The 13,487-nt window shown below is 65.2% G+C and carries 23 protein-coding genes and 1 tRNA gene; 17 read left to right on the top strand and 7 right to left on the bottom strand.

The window, feature by feature from the left end; translation table 11 throughout:
• Positions 1–168 precede the first annotated feature (168 nt).
• Positions 169–747 (top strand): TlpA disulfide reductase family protein, encoded by a 579-nt coding sequence (locus tag Q0071_RS03795; RefSeq protein ID WP_298165453.1) that lies wholly within the window; start codon positions 169–171, stop codon positions 745–747.
• Positions 748–846: 99 nt separating this feature from the next.
• Here the strand turns inward: Q0071_RS03795 and Q0071_RS03790 are convergent, their stop codons facing one another.
• The gene (locus Q0071_RS03790) at positions 847–1,014 is read right to left on the bottom strand and encodes a YdcH family protein (protein ID WP_298165451.1); all 168 of its coding nucleotides are present in this window, start codon (positions 1,012–1,014) and stop codon (positions 847–849) included.
• A 269-nt stretch (positions 1,015–1,283) separates the two neighbouring features.
• Positions 1,284–1,359: transfer RNA gene (locus Q0071_RS03785), tRNA-Val, on the bottom strand.
• A gap of 742 nt (positions 1,360–2,101) precedes the next feature.
• On the opposite strand from Q0071_RS03785, the gene Q0071_RS03780 reads away from it, so the two are divergent.
• Complete coding sequence (locus Q0071_RS03780) at positions 2,102–2,290, top strand: hypothetical protein (RefSeq protein WP_298165449.1); 189 nt, start codon at positions 2,102–2,104, stop codon at positions 2,288–2,290.
• Positions 2,291–2,299: 9 nt separating this feature from the next.
• Complete coding sequence (locus Q0071_RS03775) at positions 2,300–2,674, top strand: thermonuclease family protein (RefSeq protein WP_298165447.1); 375 nt, start codon at positions 2,300–2,302, stop codon at positions 2,672–2,674.
• Here the strand turns inward: Q0071_RS03775 and Q0071_RS03770 are convergent.
• Together Q0071_RS03770 and Q0071_RS03765 are read right to left on the bottom strand one after the other, a co-directional pair.
• Positions 2,671–2,877 (bottom strand): hypothetical protein, encoded by a 207-nt coding sequence (locus tag Q0071_RS03770; protein ID WP_298165445.1) that lies wholly within the window; start codon positions 2,875–2,877, stop codon positions 2,671–2,673. The two genes, Q0071_RS03775 and Q0071_RS03770, sit on opposite strands and share 4 nt — an antisense overlap.
• Positions 2,877–3,017 (bottom strand): hypothetical protein, encoded by a 141-nt coding sequence (locus tag Q0071_RS03765; RefSeq protein ID WP_298165443.1) that lies wholly within the window; start codon positions 3,015–3,017, stop codon positions 2,877–2,879. The genes Q0071_RS03770 and Q0071_RS03765 overlap by 1 nt, the downstream gene beginning before the upstream one ends.
• Before the next feature lie 117 nt (positions 3,018–3,134).
• Here Q0071_RS03765 and Q0071_RS03760 point away from each other — a divergent pair, with 117 nt between their 5' ends.
• Both Q0071_RS03760 and Q0071_RS03755 read left to right on the top strand, forming a co-directional pair.
• Positions 3,135–3,326 (top strand): hypothetical protein, encoded by a 192-nt coding sequence (locus tag Q0071_RS03760; protein WP_298165441.1) that lies wholly within the window; start codon positions 3,135–3,137, stop codon positions 3,324–3,326.
• Positions 3,323–3,964 (top strand): BRO family protein, encoded by a 642-nt coding sequence (locus Q0071_RS03755; protein ID WP_298165439.1) that lies wholly within the window; start codon positions 3,323–3,325, stop codon positions 3,962–3,964. The genes Q0071_RS03760 and Q0071_RS03755 overlap by 4 nt, the downstream gene beginning before the upstream one ends.
• Here Q0071_RS03755 and Q0071_RS03750 read toward each other — a convergent pair.
• Both Q0071_RS03750 and Q0071_RS03745 read right to left on the bottom strand, forming a co-directional pair.
• Positions 3,945–4,991 (bottom strand): phage portal protein, encoded by a 1,047-nt coding sequence (locus Q0071_RS03750; RefSeq protein ID WP_298165437.1) that lies wholly within the window; start codon positions 4,989–4,991, stop codon positions 3,945–3,947. The two genes, Q0071_RS03755 and Q0071_RS03750, sit on opposite strands and share 20 nt — an antisense overlap.
• Positions 4,975–6,870 carry a terminase family protein gene (locus Q0071_RS03745; protein WP_298165435.1) on the bottom strand — a complete coding sequence of 632 codons (1,896 nt, stop codon included), beginning with the start codon at positions 6,868–6,870 and terminating at the stop codon, positions 4,975–4,977. Before Q0071_RS03745 ends, Q0071_RS03750 begins: the two co-directional genes overlap by 17 nt.
• Before the next feature lie 178 nt (positions 6,871–7,048).
• Here Q0071_RS03745 and Q0071_RS03740 point away from each other — a divergent pair, with 178 nt between their 5' ends.
• From Q0071_RS03740 to Q0071_RS03685, 12 genes are all read left to right on the top strand, one after another.
• On the top strand, positions 7,049–7,921 hold the full coding sequence (locus Q0071_RS03740) for a GPO family capsid scaffolding protein (RefSeq protein ID WP_298165433.1): 873 nt from the start codon (positions 7,049–7,051) through the stop codon (positions 7,919–7,921).
• Positions 7,922–7,976: 55 nt separating this feature from the next.
• The gene (locus Q0071_RS03735; RefSeq protein ID WP_298165431.1) at positions 7,977–9,107 is read left to right on the top strand and encodes a phage major capsid protein, P2 family; all 1,131 of its coding nucleotides are present in this window, start codon (positions 7,977–7,979) and stop codon (positions 9,105–9,107) included.
• Between the two features lie 122 nt (positions 9,108–9,229).
• The gene (gene gpM / locus Q0071_RS03730) at positions 9,230–9,982 is read left to right on the top strand and encodes a phage terminase small subunit (protein WP_298165429.1); all 753 of its coding nucleotides are present in this window, start codon (positions 9,230–9,232) and stop codon (positions 9,980–9,982) included.
• Positions 9,979–10,140, top strand: a complete 162-nt coding sequence (locus Q0071_RS03725) for a hypothetical protein (protein ID WP_298165427.1) — start codon at positions 9,979–9,981, stop codon at positions 10,138–10,140. The genes gpM and Q0071_RS03725 overlap by 4 nt, the downstream gene beginning before the upstream one ends.
• A complete protein-coding gene (locus Q0071_RS03720; RefSeq protein ID WP_298165425.1) occupies positions 10,137–10,415 on the top strand; it encodes a hypothetical protein in 279 nt (92 codons plus the stop codon). Before Q0071_RS03725 ends, Q0071_RS03720 begins: the two co-directional genes overlap by 4 nt.
• 94 nt (positions 10,416–10,509) lie before the next feature.
• Positions 10,510–10,983 carry a head completion/stabilization protein gene (locus Q0071_RS03715; RefSeq protein WP_298165423.1) on the top strand — a complete coding sequence of 158 codons (474 nt, stop codon included), beginning with the start codon at positions 10,510–10,512 and terminating at the stop codon, positions 10,981–10,983.
• Positions 10,983–11,180 carry a hypothetical protein gene (locus tag Q0071_RS03710; protein WP_298165422.1) on the top strand — a complete coding sequence of 66 codons (198 nt, stop codon included), beginning with the start codon at positions 10,983–10,985 and terminating at the stop codon, positions 11,178–11,180. Before Q0071_RS03715 ends, Q0071_RS03710 begins: the two co-directional genes overlap by 1 nt.
• The gene (locus Q0071_RS03705) at positions 11,177–11,422 is read left to right on the top strand and encodes a tail protein X (protein ID WP_298165420.1); all 246 of its coding nucleotides are present in this window, start codon (positions 11,177–11,179) and stop codon (positions 11,420–11,422) included. Before Q0071_RS03710 ends, Q0071_RS03705 begins: the two co-directional genes overlap by 4 nt.
• Position 11,423: 1 nt before the next feature.
• The gene (locus Q0071_RS03700) at positions 11,424–11,795 is read left to right on the top strand and encodes a hypothetical protein (RefSeq protein ID WP_298165418.1); all 372 of its coding nucleotides are present in this window, start codon (positions 11,424–11,426) and stop codon (positions 11,793–11,795) included.
• Positions 11,788–11,913 carry a hypothetical protein gene (locus tag Q0071_RS03695; RefSeq protein ID WP_298165416.1) on the top strand — a complete coding sequence of 42 codons (126 nt, stop codon included), beginning with the start codon at positions 11,788–11,790 and terminating at the stop codon, positions 11,911–11,913. Before Q0071_RS03700 ends, Q0071_RS03695 begins: the two co-directional genes overlap by 8 nt.
• Positions 11,910–12,389 (top strand): phage tail protein, encoded by a 480-nt coding sequence (locus Q0071_RS03690; RefSeq protein WP_298165414.1) that lies wholly within the window; start codon positions 11,910–11,912, stop codon positions 12,387–12,389. The genes Q0071_RS03695 and Q0071_RS03690 overlap by 4 nt, the downstream gene beginning before the upstream one ends.
• Complete coding sequence (locus tag Q0071_RS03685; RefSeq protein ID WP_298165413.1) at positions 12,386–12,862, top strand: phage virion morphogenesis protein; 477 nt, start codon at positions 12,386–12,388, stop codon at positions 12,860–12,862. Before Q0071_RS03690 ends, Q0071_RS03685 begins: the two co-directional genes overlap by 4 nt.
• A 126-nt stretch (positions 12,863–12,988) precedes the next feature.
• Here Q0071_RS03685 and Q0071_RS03680 read toward each other — a convergent pair whose 3' ends face one another.
• The gene (locus Q0071_RS03680) at positions 12,989–13,474 is read right to left on the bottom strand and encodes a TIGR02594 family protein (protein ID WP_298165411.1); all 486 of its coding nucleotides are present in this window, start codon (positions 13,472–13,474) and stop codon (positions 12,989–12,991) included.
• Positions 13,475–13,487: the final 13 nt, after the last annotated feature.

The following is a 13,487-nucleotide window of genomic DNA, read 5'->3' as shown; positions in this document are numbered from 1 at the left end:
TCCTGCCGCCACAAGGCCTTGTCGAAGGGAATCGAGGCGTTGATTTCGCGCATGACGGCCGAAGGGCCCGCCGCGAAGCGCCCGCCCCACATCTGGTTGGAGCCTGAATTGCCGCTCATGTCCCCAAGTACCTCTTCAAGGCGTCCGTCTGCCAAGTTGCTACTGCCAATGGCGCTTCTCGCCACCGGGCTTCTCGCCGGGTGCGATAGGCAAACCCCGGCGGACACGCAACCGCAGACCAGCGCATCCGCCCCCACCGCTGCCGCAGAAGGCGCACCCGCTGACGGAGAGGGTCCGTTCAACGGCACGCTCGACATCAGCAATCGCGGCGCCGCGCTCCCCGATTTCACCTTTACGGATCCATCGGGCAAGAAGGTGCGCACGGCCGATCTCAAGGGCAAGCCGCTGCTGATCAACCTCTGGGCGACCTGGTGCGGACCCTGCGTGCTCGAAATGCCCACGCTCGATGCGCTGGCCGCAGCCAAGGCCGGCAAGCTCACGGTCCTTACCGTCTCGCAGGATCTGGATCAGGCGAAGGCGGTGGATGCCTTCTTCAAGGACCGCAAGCTCACGCATCTCGCGCCCTGGCTCGATCCGGACAACGCCCTCAGCCAGCATTACAACACCGGCGTCCTGCCCACCACCGTGCTCTACGATGCCGCTGGCAAGGAGGTCTGGCGGATGATCGGCTCGCACGATTGGGCCGGCCCGCGCACCGATGCGATGCTGGCTGATACGCTGCGCTAGAGCAGATTCCGATCCGATTGCATCGGACCGACTGCTCCAGGCATTTGTTTTACCGCGTTTTCCGATCCAGCAGGTGATTCCACCTGCTTCGAAAACGCTCTAGCCGGTCGCGCCGGTCAGCCGGTGAAGGCGATCCTTGATCGCCAGCTTGAGCTTTTTCAGCCGCATCAAGCGCCAGCGATCGGGCGCCTTGCGCGCCTGCTCGCGCCCGATTTCGGTCTCCAGCCGGTGGTGAACCAGCGATAGCCGATAGTCTTGTGCATGCATTGCCTCTCTCCTCATCCGAATGGTCGGTTCGAGCCGGCCCGGTGCAGTCCTGAAGTGTGGGGGGGGATTGGACTGTCCGGGTCGGCTCGATGCGGTCCGACATCGCAGCTGCCTGCGGGGGGAGGAGACAGCTGCCAGAGGGGCCCGGTCCGCACGTGATGAGATAACGTTGCGGCACCCGGGCTGCCAATCGGATTTGCTGCCGACAGCCTATAAGCAAAGCCTATGGCGCAAAGGACAAGCGAAAACCGGAAAAGGGAAAACCGGAATGGTGGGCGGTGAGGGGCTCGAACCCCCGACCCTCTCGGTGTAAACGAGATGCTCTACCAACTGAGCTAACCGCCCGGCACGCCGGAACCCGCGCATTTACGGCATTTTCCGACCCCGTCAACCTGCTCGATCGCGGAACAGAACGGAGCCGAACGGAACAGATCGGCACCTCGAGTCCCGACATAGTCCCGACCAACTCCAGCGATGCTTGCAGTGAGACGATCTCACCAAACTGCCAACGCATGCGCGCATCTACTTCGCCAAAGTGCAGGGGGATATCGGGAAGCTCATCACATTCCTCACATTGGCGGATTTCTGCGGGTTTGGAGCCTCACAAATCGCCTCACCTCTTCATCACCATGTGAGGGAAATAGATCATCACATGTGAGGAATTAGAAAGCGCAGAAATCCGCCATTCTTCAGAAAGGTGAGGTCAGATGTGAGGTTAGGTGAGGATCAGAGCATCACCAAGGAAACGGCAGATTTCTGCGGGTTTGAGCCACCAGAAATCAGCAGGTGAGGAATGTGAGGCATTTCCCGACCCCCGCCTATTCCCTCAGGAAAGCGGCGCTGTTGGGTAGATCAGTACAACGTGCGTCGATCCGCAAATCTCGCCAGGAGGCACACCTTGCGCAATTCCGCTGCGTGACAGAGGCTCCAGAAGCGTAAATGAGGCACCCGAAGCGCGAGGGCGGGGCGTGGGGGCAAGCGCGGCGCGCGGGGCCAAGGTGGGGCCATCGGCCGTCTCGCGCGCCCATGCCCTGCCCTGCACGCCCGTGGGGCTGACATCGCGCCAGCCCAGGCCCATACAGGGCGCATGACCGACGCCTCCCTCCACGATCGCCTCCATGCCCTCTTCGACCGCCTGAAGGACTTCCCCGAGGCCAGCAGGTGCGAACACGGCACCCACCTGAAGCCCGGCGCCTTCATCGCCTTCCTCGATCTGCGCCAGCTCATCGAAAAGGAGGTCCTCCCCGCTCTTCACCAGCTCGAAGCCAAGCGCTAAGGTTCGCCCATGCTCCTTCTCGCCCTCTCGCTCGCCGCCGCGCCGGTCTGCATCGCCCGCGTACATGATGGCGACACGGTGCGCCTCTGCAGCGGCGAGCGCATCCGGATCGAGGATATCGACGCGCCGGAGCTCTTCCGCTCCGAGCGGTGCAGCCCTGCCGCCAAGCGCCGCCTTGAAGGCAGCCCCAACCCGCCCTGGTGCGATTACACAAAGGGCGAGCGCGCCCGTGACGCACTCGCCCTGTTTCTGGCCAAGGGGCCTGTGAAGCTGCAGCGCACCGGCACCGATCGCTATGGCCGCACGCTGGCCCGCCTATCGGTGAACGGCGTTGACGCAGGCCGCTACCTCATCAGCCGGGGCCTCGCGCACCGCTGGCGCTAGACGCCGTCGTCCACTTCCATGTCATCATCGGCAAAAGCGCCGCACCAACCGGTCGCAGCATCGCCGATATGGCGCTGATCGATGCAATCCGGATAGGTGAAAAGCTCGGCATCATCATCGTGCAAGTGGTTCCAAAAGAACGATTTCACAAACGGATCGTCGGCCATCGAGCGGACGCCAGAGCGAGTGGTCTTGCGGTCCATCAGATCGCCCTCCCTTCGCCGTCGTGCTGGGCCCAGAGGCGGCGCAGCAGCGCCTCGCGGGTGGCGGGCAGCGTTGCAATCTGCCGGGGATTTTGCACTGCCTTCGCGCGGGTGCTGGTGGTATTGGAGCTAGCAGCCATGGCGTGGTTCCTTCACGTTTGTGGTCAGGGCCGGAGTGAGGTTGCCCCCTCGCTTCGGCCTGCGTTGTAATTACAATCATGATTGACGCGCGTCAACACTGTAATTACACATGCGGCATGAGCACCGAAAAAACCCGCCCGTATCAGATGCGTGTCACCGAGGAGTGGCTTGCCACGATCGATGATTGGCGCAGGCAACAACCCGACCTGCCACCCCGCGCCGAAGCCATCCGCCGCCTTGTCGAGATCGGCCTAAGGGATGGCGTCCAGATTTTGGACGCCATCCCTACCGAGAAGGGCGCGCCATGAACCTCCCCGCCGGCATAGACCTCGCCTTTGAAGGCAAGGTTCTTCGGATCGTAAATCAGTGGGGCGAACCGTGGTTCGTGCTGGCCGATGTGTGCAAGGCGCTCGGCATCGGGAACGTGACTGAAGCCGCTCGCTTCCTCGATGCCGACGACAAGGCTGAATTCAGTTTAACTGAAGTCAGGTCGAAGCAGCGCCGCAAGATGATCATCGTGAGCGAGCCGGGTGCGATGCAGATCATCCTTCGATCTGACGCTGCTATCAGCCCCGGCACCTTCGCTTATCGCTTTCGGCGCTGGGTGACGCATGAGGTCCTGCCGTCGATCCGCCGCCACGGCACCTATCCCCCGCCGCCTGAGCCAGAATTCGTCGCCCTGCCCGCGCCGCTGCCCGTGGTGGAAACCCGGCAAGCCCGCTTCCTTCAGGAATGCGAGCGGCTCGCGGCAGAACAGGGGGTGCCGATGCTCGATCTCTTCAAGCACATCGTCTCGCCCGCCCAGTTCAAGGGCATGGCCAACGGCGCTGGCGATCTCGACAAGCTGCTCACCCGCGAAATGCGCTGGGTGGGCTTCATGAACATGGGCATGGACATGCCCTATGTGCTGACAGGCAACCGCTCGCTCACTTCGCCGCCGGCGTAGCCGCCACCAGCTTGGCAAAGTCAGGCTCGGCAAACCCGATCGCGGGCAGGCCCAACCAGTCGTTCACCTCCAGCATCCGCTGCTGGATCGGCACGATTTCGAGGTGGTAGAAAGTCCGCGCCGCATCCACCACGTTGCCGAAGCCTCCCGTGTTCTTGGGCACGATGCCGCAGAGCACCGGCGGCGTGCGGTGCGCGGCCAGCATGTCCTGCGCGGTCACATCCTTGATGCCGAGGAATTCATCCTTCGCGCCCACCTCGCCGATCGGCAGGATCTTCACGCCGTTTTCCTTGCCCTTGGGGATGTGCAGGAAGAAGTTGCGGAAGTTGCCCGGCCCCTTCGATTGGCGCATCGCCTCGCGCAGCGCCTTGCTGTCCTTCTCGGAAAACCCGTCTTCGGAAACATAGAGGATATAGCCCGCGTGGCTGCCGTTGATGTAGTATTTCCGGCGAAACAGCGTGGCGCTCTCATTAAGCAACCCGCTCTGCAGCGCGCTCAGATACTCTGGCATGCCATAGATTTCCTGCATCGGATCAGGCTCAGCCATGTGGTGCACCCGGCCCGGCGCGAACATCGTCGCATCGGCAGAATTGTAGGTGCGCGGGGCAAACCAGAAGGTGTCCGGCTCCACCCCCACGCGCGTCCAAGCCGCCGGTGCTGGCCGCAGCAGCGCGGGGCGCCCGGCCAGATTGGGAACGTCTTCCAGATAGGCATTGCCGAAGATCAGCCAATCGAGCGCCCAGCGCGCAAAATCGCCCTTGCTCAGCCACCGGCTCGCCACGAACGAACCCACCAGCATGTTGCGCTTGAGCAGGATCGGGCTCTGGTGGTGCGGTGCCATGCGATAGGCGCGGCCAAGGCCTGCCGGGCTGATCGGCGGCTCATACCAGCGCCCGTTGTGCGCCACCTCGAACAGGTCGAAAATCTCGCGCCGATCGAGCACGCTCACGGCATCGCCAAAGGCAAATGCGGCGATGTTGGAAGGCGCTTCCACCGTCTCGGCGGCAGTGTCAGTCTTGCGGGGCATCGAAGATCTCCAGCGTGGAACCCCCACCCGGCACCTCTGTGGCGTCGAGCGGTTCGAAGAACAGGGCATGCATGATCGCCCAGGCGAGGTCCGCGTGGCCGACATTACCGGCGCGCCCGGCGGTATAGGTGATGCCCTGCTTGGTGATCTCGGGGCGGATCGCCATGAAGGCCGCCACCACATCGAGCCACCCGGCATCGAACTCGAGGCGCCCGGCCGTGATCACGTTCTTGGCCTTCAGCACCATCTGGCTCTTGGTCAGCGGCGAATAGTGGATCGGCTCGGCAGTCGGGAACCACTTGCACACCAGCTGGTGCACCGCCTTGCCCGCGCCCGTGGTGTCGATCGCGATGCGCGTCACGTTGTACCGCTGCGTCATCTCGCGAATCGCATCGGCCTGCGCATCGAACTGCAGGCCCTTCAGCCGCTGCTTCTCCAGCACGCGGAACTTGCCGCCCGGTTTGGTGGGCGCCGCCAGCGCCACCAGCGCGGCATCATCGCCCGTCCCGCTCTCGCTCGCGTTGGGATCATGGCCGAGCCAGACCTCGCCCTCATATTTGCGCAGGGAATAGGGCTGGAAGTCGCGCCACACCTCCCAGCTGTCGACCAGGCAGCGCCGCATGACTTCGAGCGGGAACATCGACTGGCTGTCATCGAGGAAGATGCAGCGGAACAGGTTGTCGAATTCGTCGACCGAGTATTCGCGCTGCAGCTCCTCCACGTCGACCAGGTCGAAGCCCTTGGCCACCGCATCGAACACGTTGACGATCTGGCGCCAGATCCCGTCTGGCCCCATCGCGCCGTCCTTCAGCGCCTTGTGGGATAGGTCGATCCGCACCTTGTCCGCCTTGGCGCGGCGGCGGTTGAAGCGCTCGCCGCTCCACATCGCATAGGCTTCGTGCGCCAGGGTGCTCGGCGTCGAGAACAGCGTGCGCGTGTAGATCTTGTGGGTCGCCATCGCGGCGGCGACCTTGAACAGCTCCTCGAACCCGTAGATCCAGAAGCTCTCATCGATAATCACATCGCCGTGATAGCCCTGTGCCGTGCGGTAGTTGGTGCCGAGGAAATACAGCTCGACCGGCTCGAGCATCTCGCCGGCTTCGTTTGCGCCGCGCTGGATGCAGATCGGGTCGCCCTTCAGCGTCACCCCGCAAACCTTCTGCACCCACTGCACGATGTAGGCCCGGAAGATATTGGCCTGCGCACGGCTCGCCGAAAGGAATATCTGGTTCTTGCCGGTCTCCAACGCCACCAGCAGCCGCTCGCGGGCGAAATACCATGTCGCGCCGATCTGGCGGCTCTTCACGATCATGCGCGTGCGCAGGCTCGTGGTATTCAGCCAGTCTTCCTGATGGCCGAAGAGGCTCGCCTCCATGTCCGCGCGCAGCAGCGCGGTCATTTCGGGCGTGATCAGGTTCTTCTCAGCGTCCTTCTTGGCGTTCGCCGCCTTGGCCCCGTTGCTGCGCTTGGGGTTGAGGTCTGCCTCGTTGCCGCCCTCGCCCTTATACTTTCGCTGGCGGGCAAACCGCTCGAACTGCCGCCCCAGCAGATCGATCTCCTTGAAATCGTGCCCGGTCTTTTGCTCCTTCGCGATAAGCTGGCTGTAGCGGACCCAGAGGCACTCCTCGGCACGCTCCACCGGGCTCGCCTTGTCCCACCCGTGCCGGATCTTCCAGCTCGCCACCGTGGTGTAGGGGATGCCCAGTTCGTCCGCGATCTGGGTGATCGACCAGCCCCGCCAGTAGAGCGAGCGCGCCTCAAGCCGCTTGGCCACCACCGCCGGCAGCGAAACCACGGGCGCAGCAAGGCTGCCCGGTGCCTCATCGGCCTCGGCGGCTTTGTCCTCCAGCGGGTTATCATTGTCCGGCGGCAGCTCCATGCGGCGGCACGCTATGGCCCGCTGCCCCTCGCGGCCCATGCCCGCCTGTTGTGACCCTGCGGGGCACAACGCGCCCGCGTTGCAAGGTTGCCGCGCCGAATGCCTTTTGCACCCGTCCAGTCAGGCAGCGCCGCCCCGTCAAGGCCCTCGCCAGAACCCGAACCGGAGCAAGTGACCAATGGCCAAGACCCGTTTCTTCCGCGTCGCTGTCGAGGGCGCCACCACCGATGGCCGCGCGATCGACCGCCAGTGGCTGCTTGACGCGGCCGAGACCTACAATCGCGACACCTATGCCGCGCGGGTCAACCTCGAACACGTTCGCGGCATCACCGCCGATGGCCCGTTCCAGGCCTATGGCGATGTGCTCAGCCTCAAGACCGAAACGGTCGATCTGACCGTTGGCGGCAAGACCGAAAAGCGCCTCGCCCTCTTCGCGGAGATCGATGCCCTCGATCCGCTGATCGCGATGAACAAGAAGGGCCAGAAGCTCTACTCCTCGATCGAGATCGCGCCCAACTTCGCTGGCACCGGCAAGGCCTATTTCGTCGGCCTCGCCGTGACCGACAGCCCCGCCAGCCTCGGCACCGAAATGCTGCAGTTTGCCGCCACGCAGGGCGAAAACAGCCCGCTCGCCCACCGCAAGCAGGACAAGGCCAACCTCTTCACCGCCGCCGAGGAAGTGACCATCGAACTGGCCGAAGCCGAAGCCCCGGCAGATCCCACCACCGGCCTCTTCGCCAAGATCTCCGCTTTCGTGGACGGCCTTTCCGGCAAGTCCGCTCCCGTGTCGCCGCCGGTGCCCCCCTCCCCGCCGGTGGCGGCACCCGAGGAAGGCGCGCAGGCCGCTGCCTTTGCGCAGCTCGGCGCGATCATGAAGGAACAGGCCACCGCGCTGCAGTCCTTCATTGCCGCCAGCAACCAGCGCGCCGCCGCGCTGGAAAAGCAGGTGAAGGGCTTCTCCGAGCTGCTCGAAACGACCCCCGCCTACAAGTTCCAGCAGCGCGCCCCGGCCAACGGCGGCAACCCAGACACCATCAAGACGGACTGCTGATCCCCCGGCAGTCCGCCTGCAACAAGACCCGCGCCACCCCACCAAGGAAGAGACCATGCGCAACGAAACCCGGCTCCGCTTCAACGCCTATGTCAGCCAGATCGCGCTGCTGAACGGCATCGACGATGCCACCACCAAGTTCTCGGTCGATCCGGCGGTCGAGCAGCGCCTCGAAGTCAAGATGCGCGAATCGTCCGAGTTCCTCGGCATGATCAACGTGATGCCGGTGATCGACCAGAGCGGGCAGACGCTCGGCCTCGGCACCACCCGCACCATGGCGGGCCGGACGGACACCTCTGGCGGCACCCGCCGCAACCCGTCTGATCCCACCGGCAACTCGGAAACCAACACCTATTTCTGCCGCCAGACCAATTTCGATTGGTCGCGCCGCTACGCTCTCATGGATGCCTGGCGCCACCGCCCGGACTTCGAAACGCTGCTGCGTGACGAAATCCTCAAGCAGCAGTCGAGCGATCGCATCATGATCGGTTGGAACGGCACCTCGGCTGCCTCGACCACCGATCGCACCGCCAACCCGCTGCTGCAGGATGTCAACGTCGGTTGGCTCGAGAAGATCCGCGATACGGCGCCCGCCCAGGTGCTGAGCGACGGTGGCCTCACCGTGAAGACCAACGGCACCAACAACGCCGCGCTCAAGGCGATCTACGTCAAGCCCGGCGCGGTGCTGTTCGATGCGAGCGTGGCCTACAACGCCACCGGCGGCTCTGCCAACGCGGGGGCAGACTACAGCTCGCTCGATGCCCTCGCGCTCGATGCCAAGCGGCTCCTGCCCGAATGGCATCGCGGCAATACCGATCTGGTGGTGATCGTCGGCCATGATCTGGTGGACGACAAGTATTTCACCATCGCCCAGACCACCGGCGCAACCGCGACCGAGGTCGAGGCAACCGATCGCATCCTGCGCTCGGACAAGCAGATTGGCGGGCTCCCGGCGGTGCGCGTACCGTTCTTCCCGGCCAACGCGATCCTCATCACCACGCTCAAGAACCTCTCGATCTACTATCAGGAAGGCACCCGCCGCCGCTTCCTGAAGGATGAGCCGGAATACGACCGGATCGCCAACTACGAGAGCGTCAACGAAGACTATGTGGTCGAGGATTACGACTTGGTCGCCTTCGTCGAGAACATCGTCATCGGCGCCGCCCCGGCCCGCCCGGCGCCTTAAGCCATAACCACCGAGCCGCGATGATGGGGCCACCTGCCGGGACCGGCGGCAACCCCTAGCAAGCCAACGAGAGCGGGGAGGTCCCATCACCCGCTCTCACCCACCAGCAGGATCTGCCGCCCATGTCCTACAGCCCCGCCCTCGCCCATCGCCAGCGTGTCCTCGCCAGCCTCGCCGCCGGCACCGCTGCTGCCACCACCGGCGCGCCTGCCATGCCCACCGAAGGGCCTGCCGCCAGCGAATACCAGCTCCTCCTCGCCGCGCTGGGCATCGATCTCAACGAACTGCGCAGCATCGAAAGCGTGGAGCGCAAGATCGAAGCCAAGCGCAGCATGATCGAGCGCTATCGCCCGTGGGTCGAAGGCGCGCTCTCTGGCGAACAGGCCGCGCAGGATGAGATCGTCACCACCATGCTGGTCTGGGCGATCGACGTCGCGGATTGGCCCTATGCCCTCGCCATCGCCGCCCATGTGCTGCAGCACGGCCTCGCCCTGCCCGAACGCTACGTGCGCAAGCCCGCCACCCTGATCGCCGAGGAATTCGCCGAGGCCGGTCTCAAGGCCCCGCCGCAGATCGATCTGGAAACGCTGAAGAAAGTCGCCGCGCTGGTGGCCGGTGCAGACATGCACGATCAGGTGCGCGCCAAGCTGGAAAAGGCCCTCGGCCTCGGCTTCATGGCCCGCGCCGAAGCCTTCGATCCCACCGCCGAAAGCGCCGTCGCCGGCGGCAAGGGCGCGCTGCTCGAAGCCGCCCTCGGGCACTTCAACACCGCGCTCGGCCTCAACAAGGCAGTCGGCGTCAAGAAGCTGATCGAAACCCTCACCCGCGATCTGGGCAAGCTCGCGCCCGCCGAACCGAAAGGGCCCGCCACATGAGGCCGGAAGACGTCACCAAGCACGGCCAGACCCTGCTCGATGCAATCAAGAGCGACGCCGAGCAGCTTGCTGCCGAGACGGCCGTCACCATCCTCGTCGGCGTGGCGCACAACCTTGCCCGCATCGCCCACCATCACATCCCGGAGAAACCGGAATGAGCTATTCGTTCGCTGTCCGCGCCAGCACGCTGGCCGCTGCAGATCTGGCCATTGCGGCAGAGCTGGAGAAGATCGCCGCCGCGCAGCCCGTGCACGATCGCGATCGTGGCCTTGCTCTCGCTACGGCCATCAACATGCTCGGCGAATGCGCCGTTCCCGAAGAAAACGAGGAATGGGCGATCAGCGTCGCCGGTTCGTGCTTCGGCCAGGCCGGGCAGCCGTTCGAGGGCCTGTCCCTTAGCATCCACATCAACACCCTTAGCAAGACCAGTTAACCGAGCTGCGCCACCCGCGCCGGGGGGCGGGCAAGGCCGGAGGTAGCGTCCCCGAAGGCCGAAACCCTCACCCCCCGTTAGAACCCGAGGCCATATGACCTTCGTCACCGTCCCCCCATCGCCCGCCTCGCCGCCCGAATCGACGGTGGCAGGCGATGGCTGGTGGCCGGCGATCGATTGCAACGTGATGCGCAATGAGCTGCGCCTCGGCGATACCGTGCCGCACGCCCGCCTTGTCGCCGCGATCGAGGGCGGGCTTATCACCGTGGATGGCGAACTGGCCGATTGGCGCGCCGCGCGCGAGGCGGAAGGGATCGACGGGCTCGCGTCCTTCGAACCCGAACGCACCCTCGGCGGCAAGAGCCGTGCCGTGCTGCTCTGGACCCGCGCCGTCCGCTTCGCCGCCGCTGCCGAGCTGGCCGAGCTGCACCGCGACATGACCGCCACCGCCCATGGCCAGGCGCGCGCCGATGATGACCAGCTCACCGCCGCCGATTATCGCCGCCTCTGCACTCAAGCCGTCCGCGATCTCATCGGCACCCCCCGCTGCACGGTGGAGCTGATCTAATGGCCAGCGAACTTCTCACCGAAGCAGAAAGCGCGGTGCTCCAGCTGACCGCCGAGCTTTGGAATGCCTTTCTCGCGCTGCCCGTTGTTCATCCGGCAGAGCATATGGAGTTGTGCAGCAAGATCCATGATCTGCAGCGCATGATCTTGGCCCGCCCTGCGATGCGAGAAGTTCGTGGCAAGGATCCTTGGCCATGACCACCACCGCCACCGCCCGCGCCGGGGATACCCTCGATCTCATCTGCTGGCGCGCGCTGGGCACCACTAGCGGCGGCGTGGTCGAGGCCGCGTTCGAACTCAATCGCACCGGCACCGCCAGCCTCGCGGAGCGCGGCGCTGTCATCGCCGAAGGCACAACCGTTGTCCTGCCCGATCCGCCCGCCGTTGGCGCATCTGGGGCAAGCGCCAGCACCCTCGAAACCGTGAACCTGTGGGACTGATATGGGCAGCGACCTTCAAGACTGGGGCGAATTCCTCTTCTGGTGGATCGCCAGCCTCTTCGCCTCCACCACCGTGGTGGTCGCCAAGCTTGGCCTGAAGCTCTATGGCGATAGCGCCGATATCCCGACCGATCCGGTGATCGCGGGGCACTGGGCGCGCCGCCGCCGCTACATCGCCATCGCCGAACTTTCCGCCCTGCCCGCCTTCGCCACCGCTTCGGTGGTGCTGGTGAGCTACTACCACCTCAACCCCGTTGCCGCCGTGCTGCTCGCGATGGCGCAGGGCTTCGTCGGCTTCCCCCTCCTGCTTGATGGCGCCGCGATCCTGTTCAAGCGCCGCATCGGCCTTTCTCAGGACACGAACAATGGGTGACCTTGTCCTCGTGCTTGTTTCGATCGCCAGCCTCGGCAGCGCGGCAACGGCCCTCGGCCTTGCCTTCCGCCACCACTGGCAGCTCCTCATGCACGATCTCACCCGCCCGCCCGAATGAAGAAGCCCGCCTCCCTGCGCGCCATGCTCGTGGCGCTGATGCCGGAACTGGCGCGGGATGCCGATCGTCTCGCCATGTGGATCGAAAAGGGCCGCGTCCGCTCCCGGCTCGGCACGCACGGCTTCGCGTGGGAATACCAGCTCACCGTGCTGCTGAAGGAATTCGCCGGCGATCCTGCCGTGCCCTTCTTCGCGGTCACCGAATGGCTGCGAGATCAGCAGCCGGAGCGGCTCGCCCCCGGCGGCCAGAACGGCTTCGCGTTCGAAGTCGATATCCTCGATAGCCAGACATTCGATGTGCAGATCGTGCTCGATCTCGATGAATGCGTCGCGGCAGAGCCGCAGGGAGAGGGCCGCTGGAACCTCACCCCAATCGATCAGCCCGTGCCCCTCGATCCCGATGGCGAGCTGCTGCGCCCCGGCCCGGTCCTCTCGATCTGGCATGACGGCGAGCAGCTCGCGCCCCTCGAGTCATGAGCGAGACAAGCGCCGAGGGCCTCGATGCCCTCGCGCCCTGGCTCGGCGGAGTGCTGCAAAAGCTTGAACCGGGCGAACGGCTCGGCCTCACCCGCAAGATCGGCAAGGCCCTGCGCGATGCCAACGCCGCCCGCATCCGCGATAACGTGCAGCCCGATGGCACGCCGATGGAGCCGAGGAAGGCTAAGCGAGACAAGCGCGGCCGTCTGCGCAAGCGCCGGGGCCGCATGTTCCCCAAGACCGCGCTCGCCCGCAATCTGCGCGCCTTCGCCCGCCCGGATGAGATCGAGGTGACCTTCCGCCCGCTGGTGGCCGGAACGGCGGCGGTGCACCACTATGGCCTCACCGCGCCGGTGGATTCGAAGATCCCGAACTCGATCGAAGTGCGCTACCCCGCGCGCCGCCTCCTCGGCTTCGCGCCGGCGGATCTGGAATTGATCGATCAGGAAGTGGGAAGCTGGCTGGCGCGCTGATCGGCGCGCCCTAAAGCGCTGCCGTGCCCCACATCAGCGCGATGATCGGCAGCGCGATCAGGATGCCCAGCACCGCGCCATCGCGCACCACGCCCCAAAAAACTGCACGGCGAGTGGGGTGCCCGCTCATGCCTCGTTCCTTGAAAGCTGGCCGTTCTGCGCAAGGCGCACCGGGCCGCCGATCACCGGCTCGCCCCTCGGCCAGCGGATCGCGATGCAGCGCGCCTTGGCGATGCGGGTGATGCTCACCGCGTTGCCCTGGTTGCCGCCCAGCACATGAAAGGCGGTCTCATCCTCGCCCATGTAGAACCCCACATGCCCGCCGCCCCCACGCGCGAAGACCAGCACGGCACCGGGCGCGACATGCGTGCTACGCAGGTTCGCCTCCCAGTCCGCCCACGCCCGCGCGCGGAGGTATTCCGTGGGGATCGAAAGCCCGGCCTCCTGCATCACGATAGCCGCGAAAGCGCCGCACCACGGCGTTTCGTCATCCTTGACCCACGATTTCAGCTTGCGCAGCCAACCCATGATCGTGGGGCTGTGGCGCGGCCCCGGGATCTCGCGCACGCCGATCTGGCTCCGCGCGAAAGTCAGCCAGCGCGGCTCTTTCATCACATGCCCTCCA

Source organism: Novosphingobium sp., from assembly GCF_027486195.1.
Classification (GTDB): Bacteria; Pseudomonadota; Alphaproteobacteria; order Sphingomonadales; family Sphingomonadaceae; genus Novosphingobium.
The sequence above is the reverse complement of the archived record's forward strand: the minus strand, read 5'-3'. Positions and strand labels throughout refer to the sequence as shown.

What these genes read in the sequence shown, in the direction of transcription:
- Q0071_RS03760 (WP_298165441.1), top strand. Translation starts at nt 3,135, where the DNA reads ATGAGCACCGAAAAAACCCGCCCGTATCAGATGCGTGTCACCGAGGAG.
- Q0071_RS03735 (WP_298165431.1), top strand. Translation starts at nt 7,977, where the DNA reads ATGCGCAACGAAACCCGGCTCCGCTTCAACGCCTATGTCAGCCAGATC.
- Q0071_RS03790 (WP_298165451.1), bottom strand. Translation starts at nt 1,014, where the DNA reads ATGCATGCACAAGACTATCGGCTATCGCTGGTTCACCACCGGCTGGAG.
- Q0071_RS03700 (WP_298165418.1), top strand. Translation starts at nt 11,424, where the DNA reads ATGGGCAGCGACCTTCAAGACTGGGGCGAATTCCTCTTCTGGTGGATC.
- Q0071_RS03750 (WP_298165437.1), bottom strand. Translation starts at nt 4,991, where the DNA reads ATGCCCCGCAAGACTGACACTGCCGCCGAGACGGTGGAAGCGCCTTCC.
- Q0071_RS03705 (WP_298165420.1), top strand. Translation starts at nt 11,177, where the DNA reads ATGACCACCACCGCCACCGCCCGCGCCGGGGATACCCTCGATCTCATC.
- Q0071_RS03775 (WP_298165447.1), top strand. Translation starts at nt 2,300, where the DNA reads ATGCTCCTTCTCGCCCTCTCGCTCGCCGCCGCGCCGGTCTGCATCGCC.
- Q0071_RS03685 (WP_298165413.1), top strand. Translation starts at nt 12,386, where the DNA reads ATGAGCGAGACAAGCGCCGAGGGCCTCGATGCCCTCGCGCCCTGGCTC.
- Q0071_RS03695 (WP_298165416.1), top strand. Translation starts at nt 11,788, where the DNA reads ATGGGTGACCTTGTCCTCGTGCTTGTTTCGATCGCCAGCCTCGGCAGC.
- Q0071_RS03770 (WP_298165445.1), bottom strand. Translation starts at nt 2,877, where the DNA reads ATGGACCGCAAGACCACTCGCTCTGGCGTCCGCTCGATGGCCGACGAT.
- Q0071_RS03740 (WP_298165433.1), top strand. Translation starts at nt 7,049, where the DNA reads ATGGCCAAGACCCGTTTCTTCCGCGTCGCTGTCGAGGGCGCCACCACC.
- Q0071_RS03780 (WP_298165449.1), top strand. Translation starts at nt 2,102, where the DNA reads ATGACCGACGCCTCCCTCCACGATCGCCTCCATGCCCTCTTCGACCGC.
- Q0071_RS03725 (WP_298165427.1), top strand. Translation starts at nt 9,979, where the DNA reads ATGAGGCCGGAAGACGTCACCAAGCACGGCCAGACCCTGCTCGATGCA.
- Q0071_RS03795 (WP_298165453.1), top strand. Translation starts at nt 169, where the DNA reads ATGGCGCTTCTCGCCACCGGGCTTCTCGCCGGGTGCGATAGGCAAACC.
- Q0071_RS03755 (WP_298165439.1), top strand. Translation starts at nt 3,323, where the DNA reads ATGAACCTCCCCGCCGGCATAGACCTCGCCTTTGAAGGCAAGGTTCTT.
- Q0071_RS03690 (WP_298165414.1), top strand. Translation starts at nt 11,910, where the DNA reads ATGAAGAAGCCCGCCTCCCTGCGCGCCATGCTCGTGGCGCTGATGCCG.
- Q0071_RS03680 (WP_298165411.1), bottom strand. Translation starts at nt 13,474, where the DNA reads ATGAAAGAGCCGCGCTGGCTGACTTTCGCGCGGAGCCAGATCGGCGTG.
- Q0071_RS03720 (WP_298165425.1), top strand. Translation starts at nt 10,137, where the DNA reads ATGAGCTATTCGTTCGCTGTCCGCGCCAGCACGCTGGCCGCTGCAGAT.
- Q0071_RS03715 (WP_298165423.1), top strand. Translation starts at nt 10,510, where the DNA reads ATGACCTTCGTCACCGTCCCCCCATCGCCCGCCTCGCCGCCCGAATCG.
- gpM (WP_298165429.1), top strand. Translation starts at nt 9,230, where the DNA reads ATGTCCTACAGCCCCGCCCTCGCCCATCGCCAGCGTGTCCTCGCCAGC.
- Q0071_RS03745 (WP_298165435.1), bottom strand. Translation starts at nt 6,870, where the DNA reads ATGGAGCTGCCGCCGGACAATGATAACCCGCTGGAGGACAAAGCCGCC.
- Q0071_RS03710 (WP_298165422.1), top strand. Translation starts at nt 10,983, where the DNA reads ATGGCCAGCGAACTTCTCACCGAAGCAGAAAGCGCGGTGCTCCAGCTG.
- Q0071_RS03765 (WP_298165443.1), bottom strand. Translation starts at nt 3,017, where the DNA reads ATGGCTGCTAGCTCCAATACCACCAGCACCCGCGCGAAGGCAGTGCAA.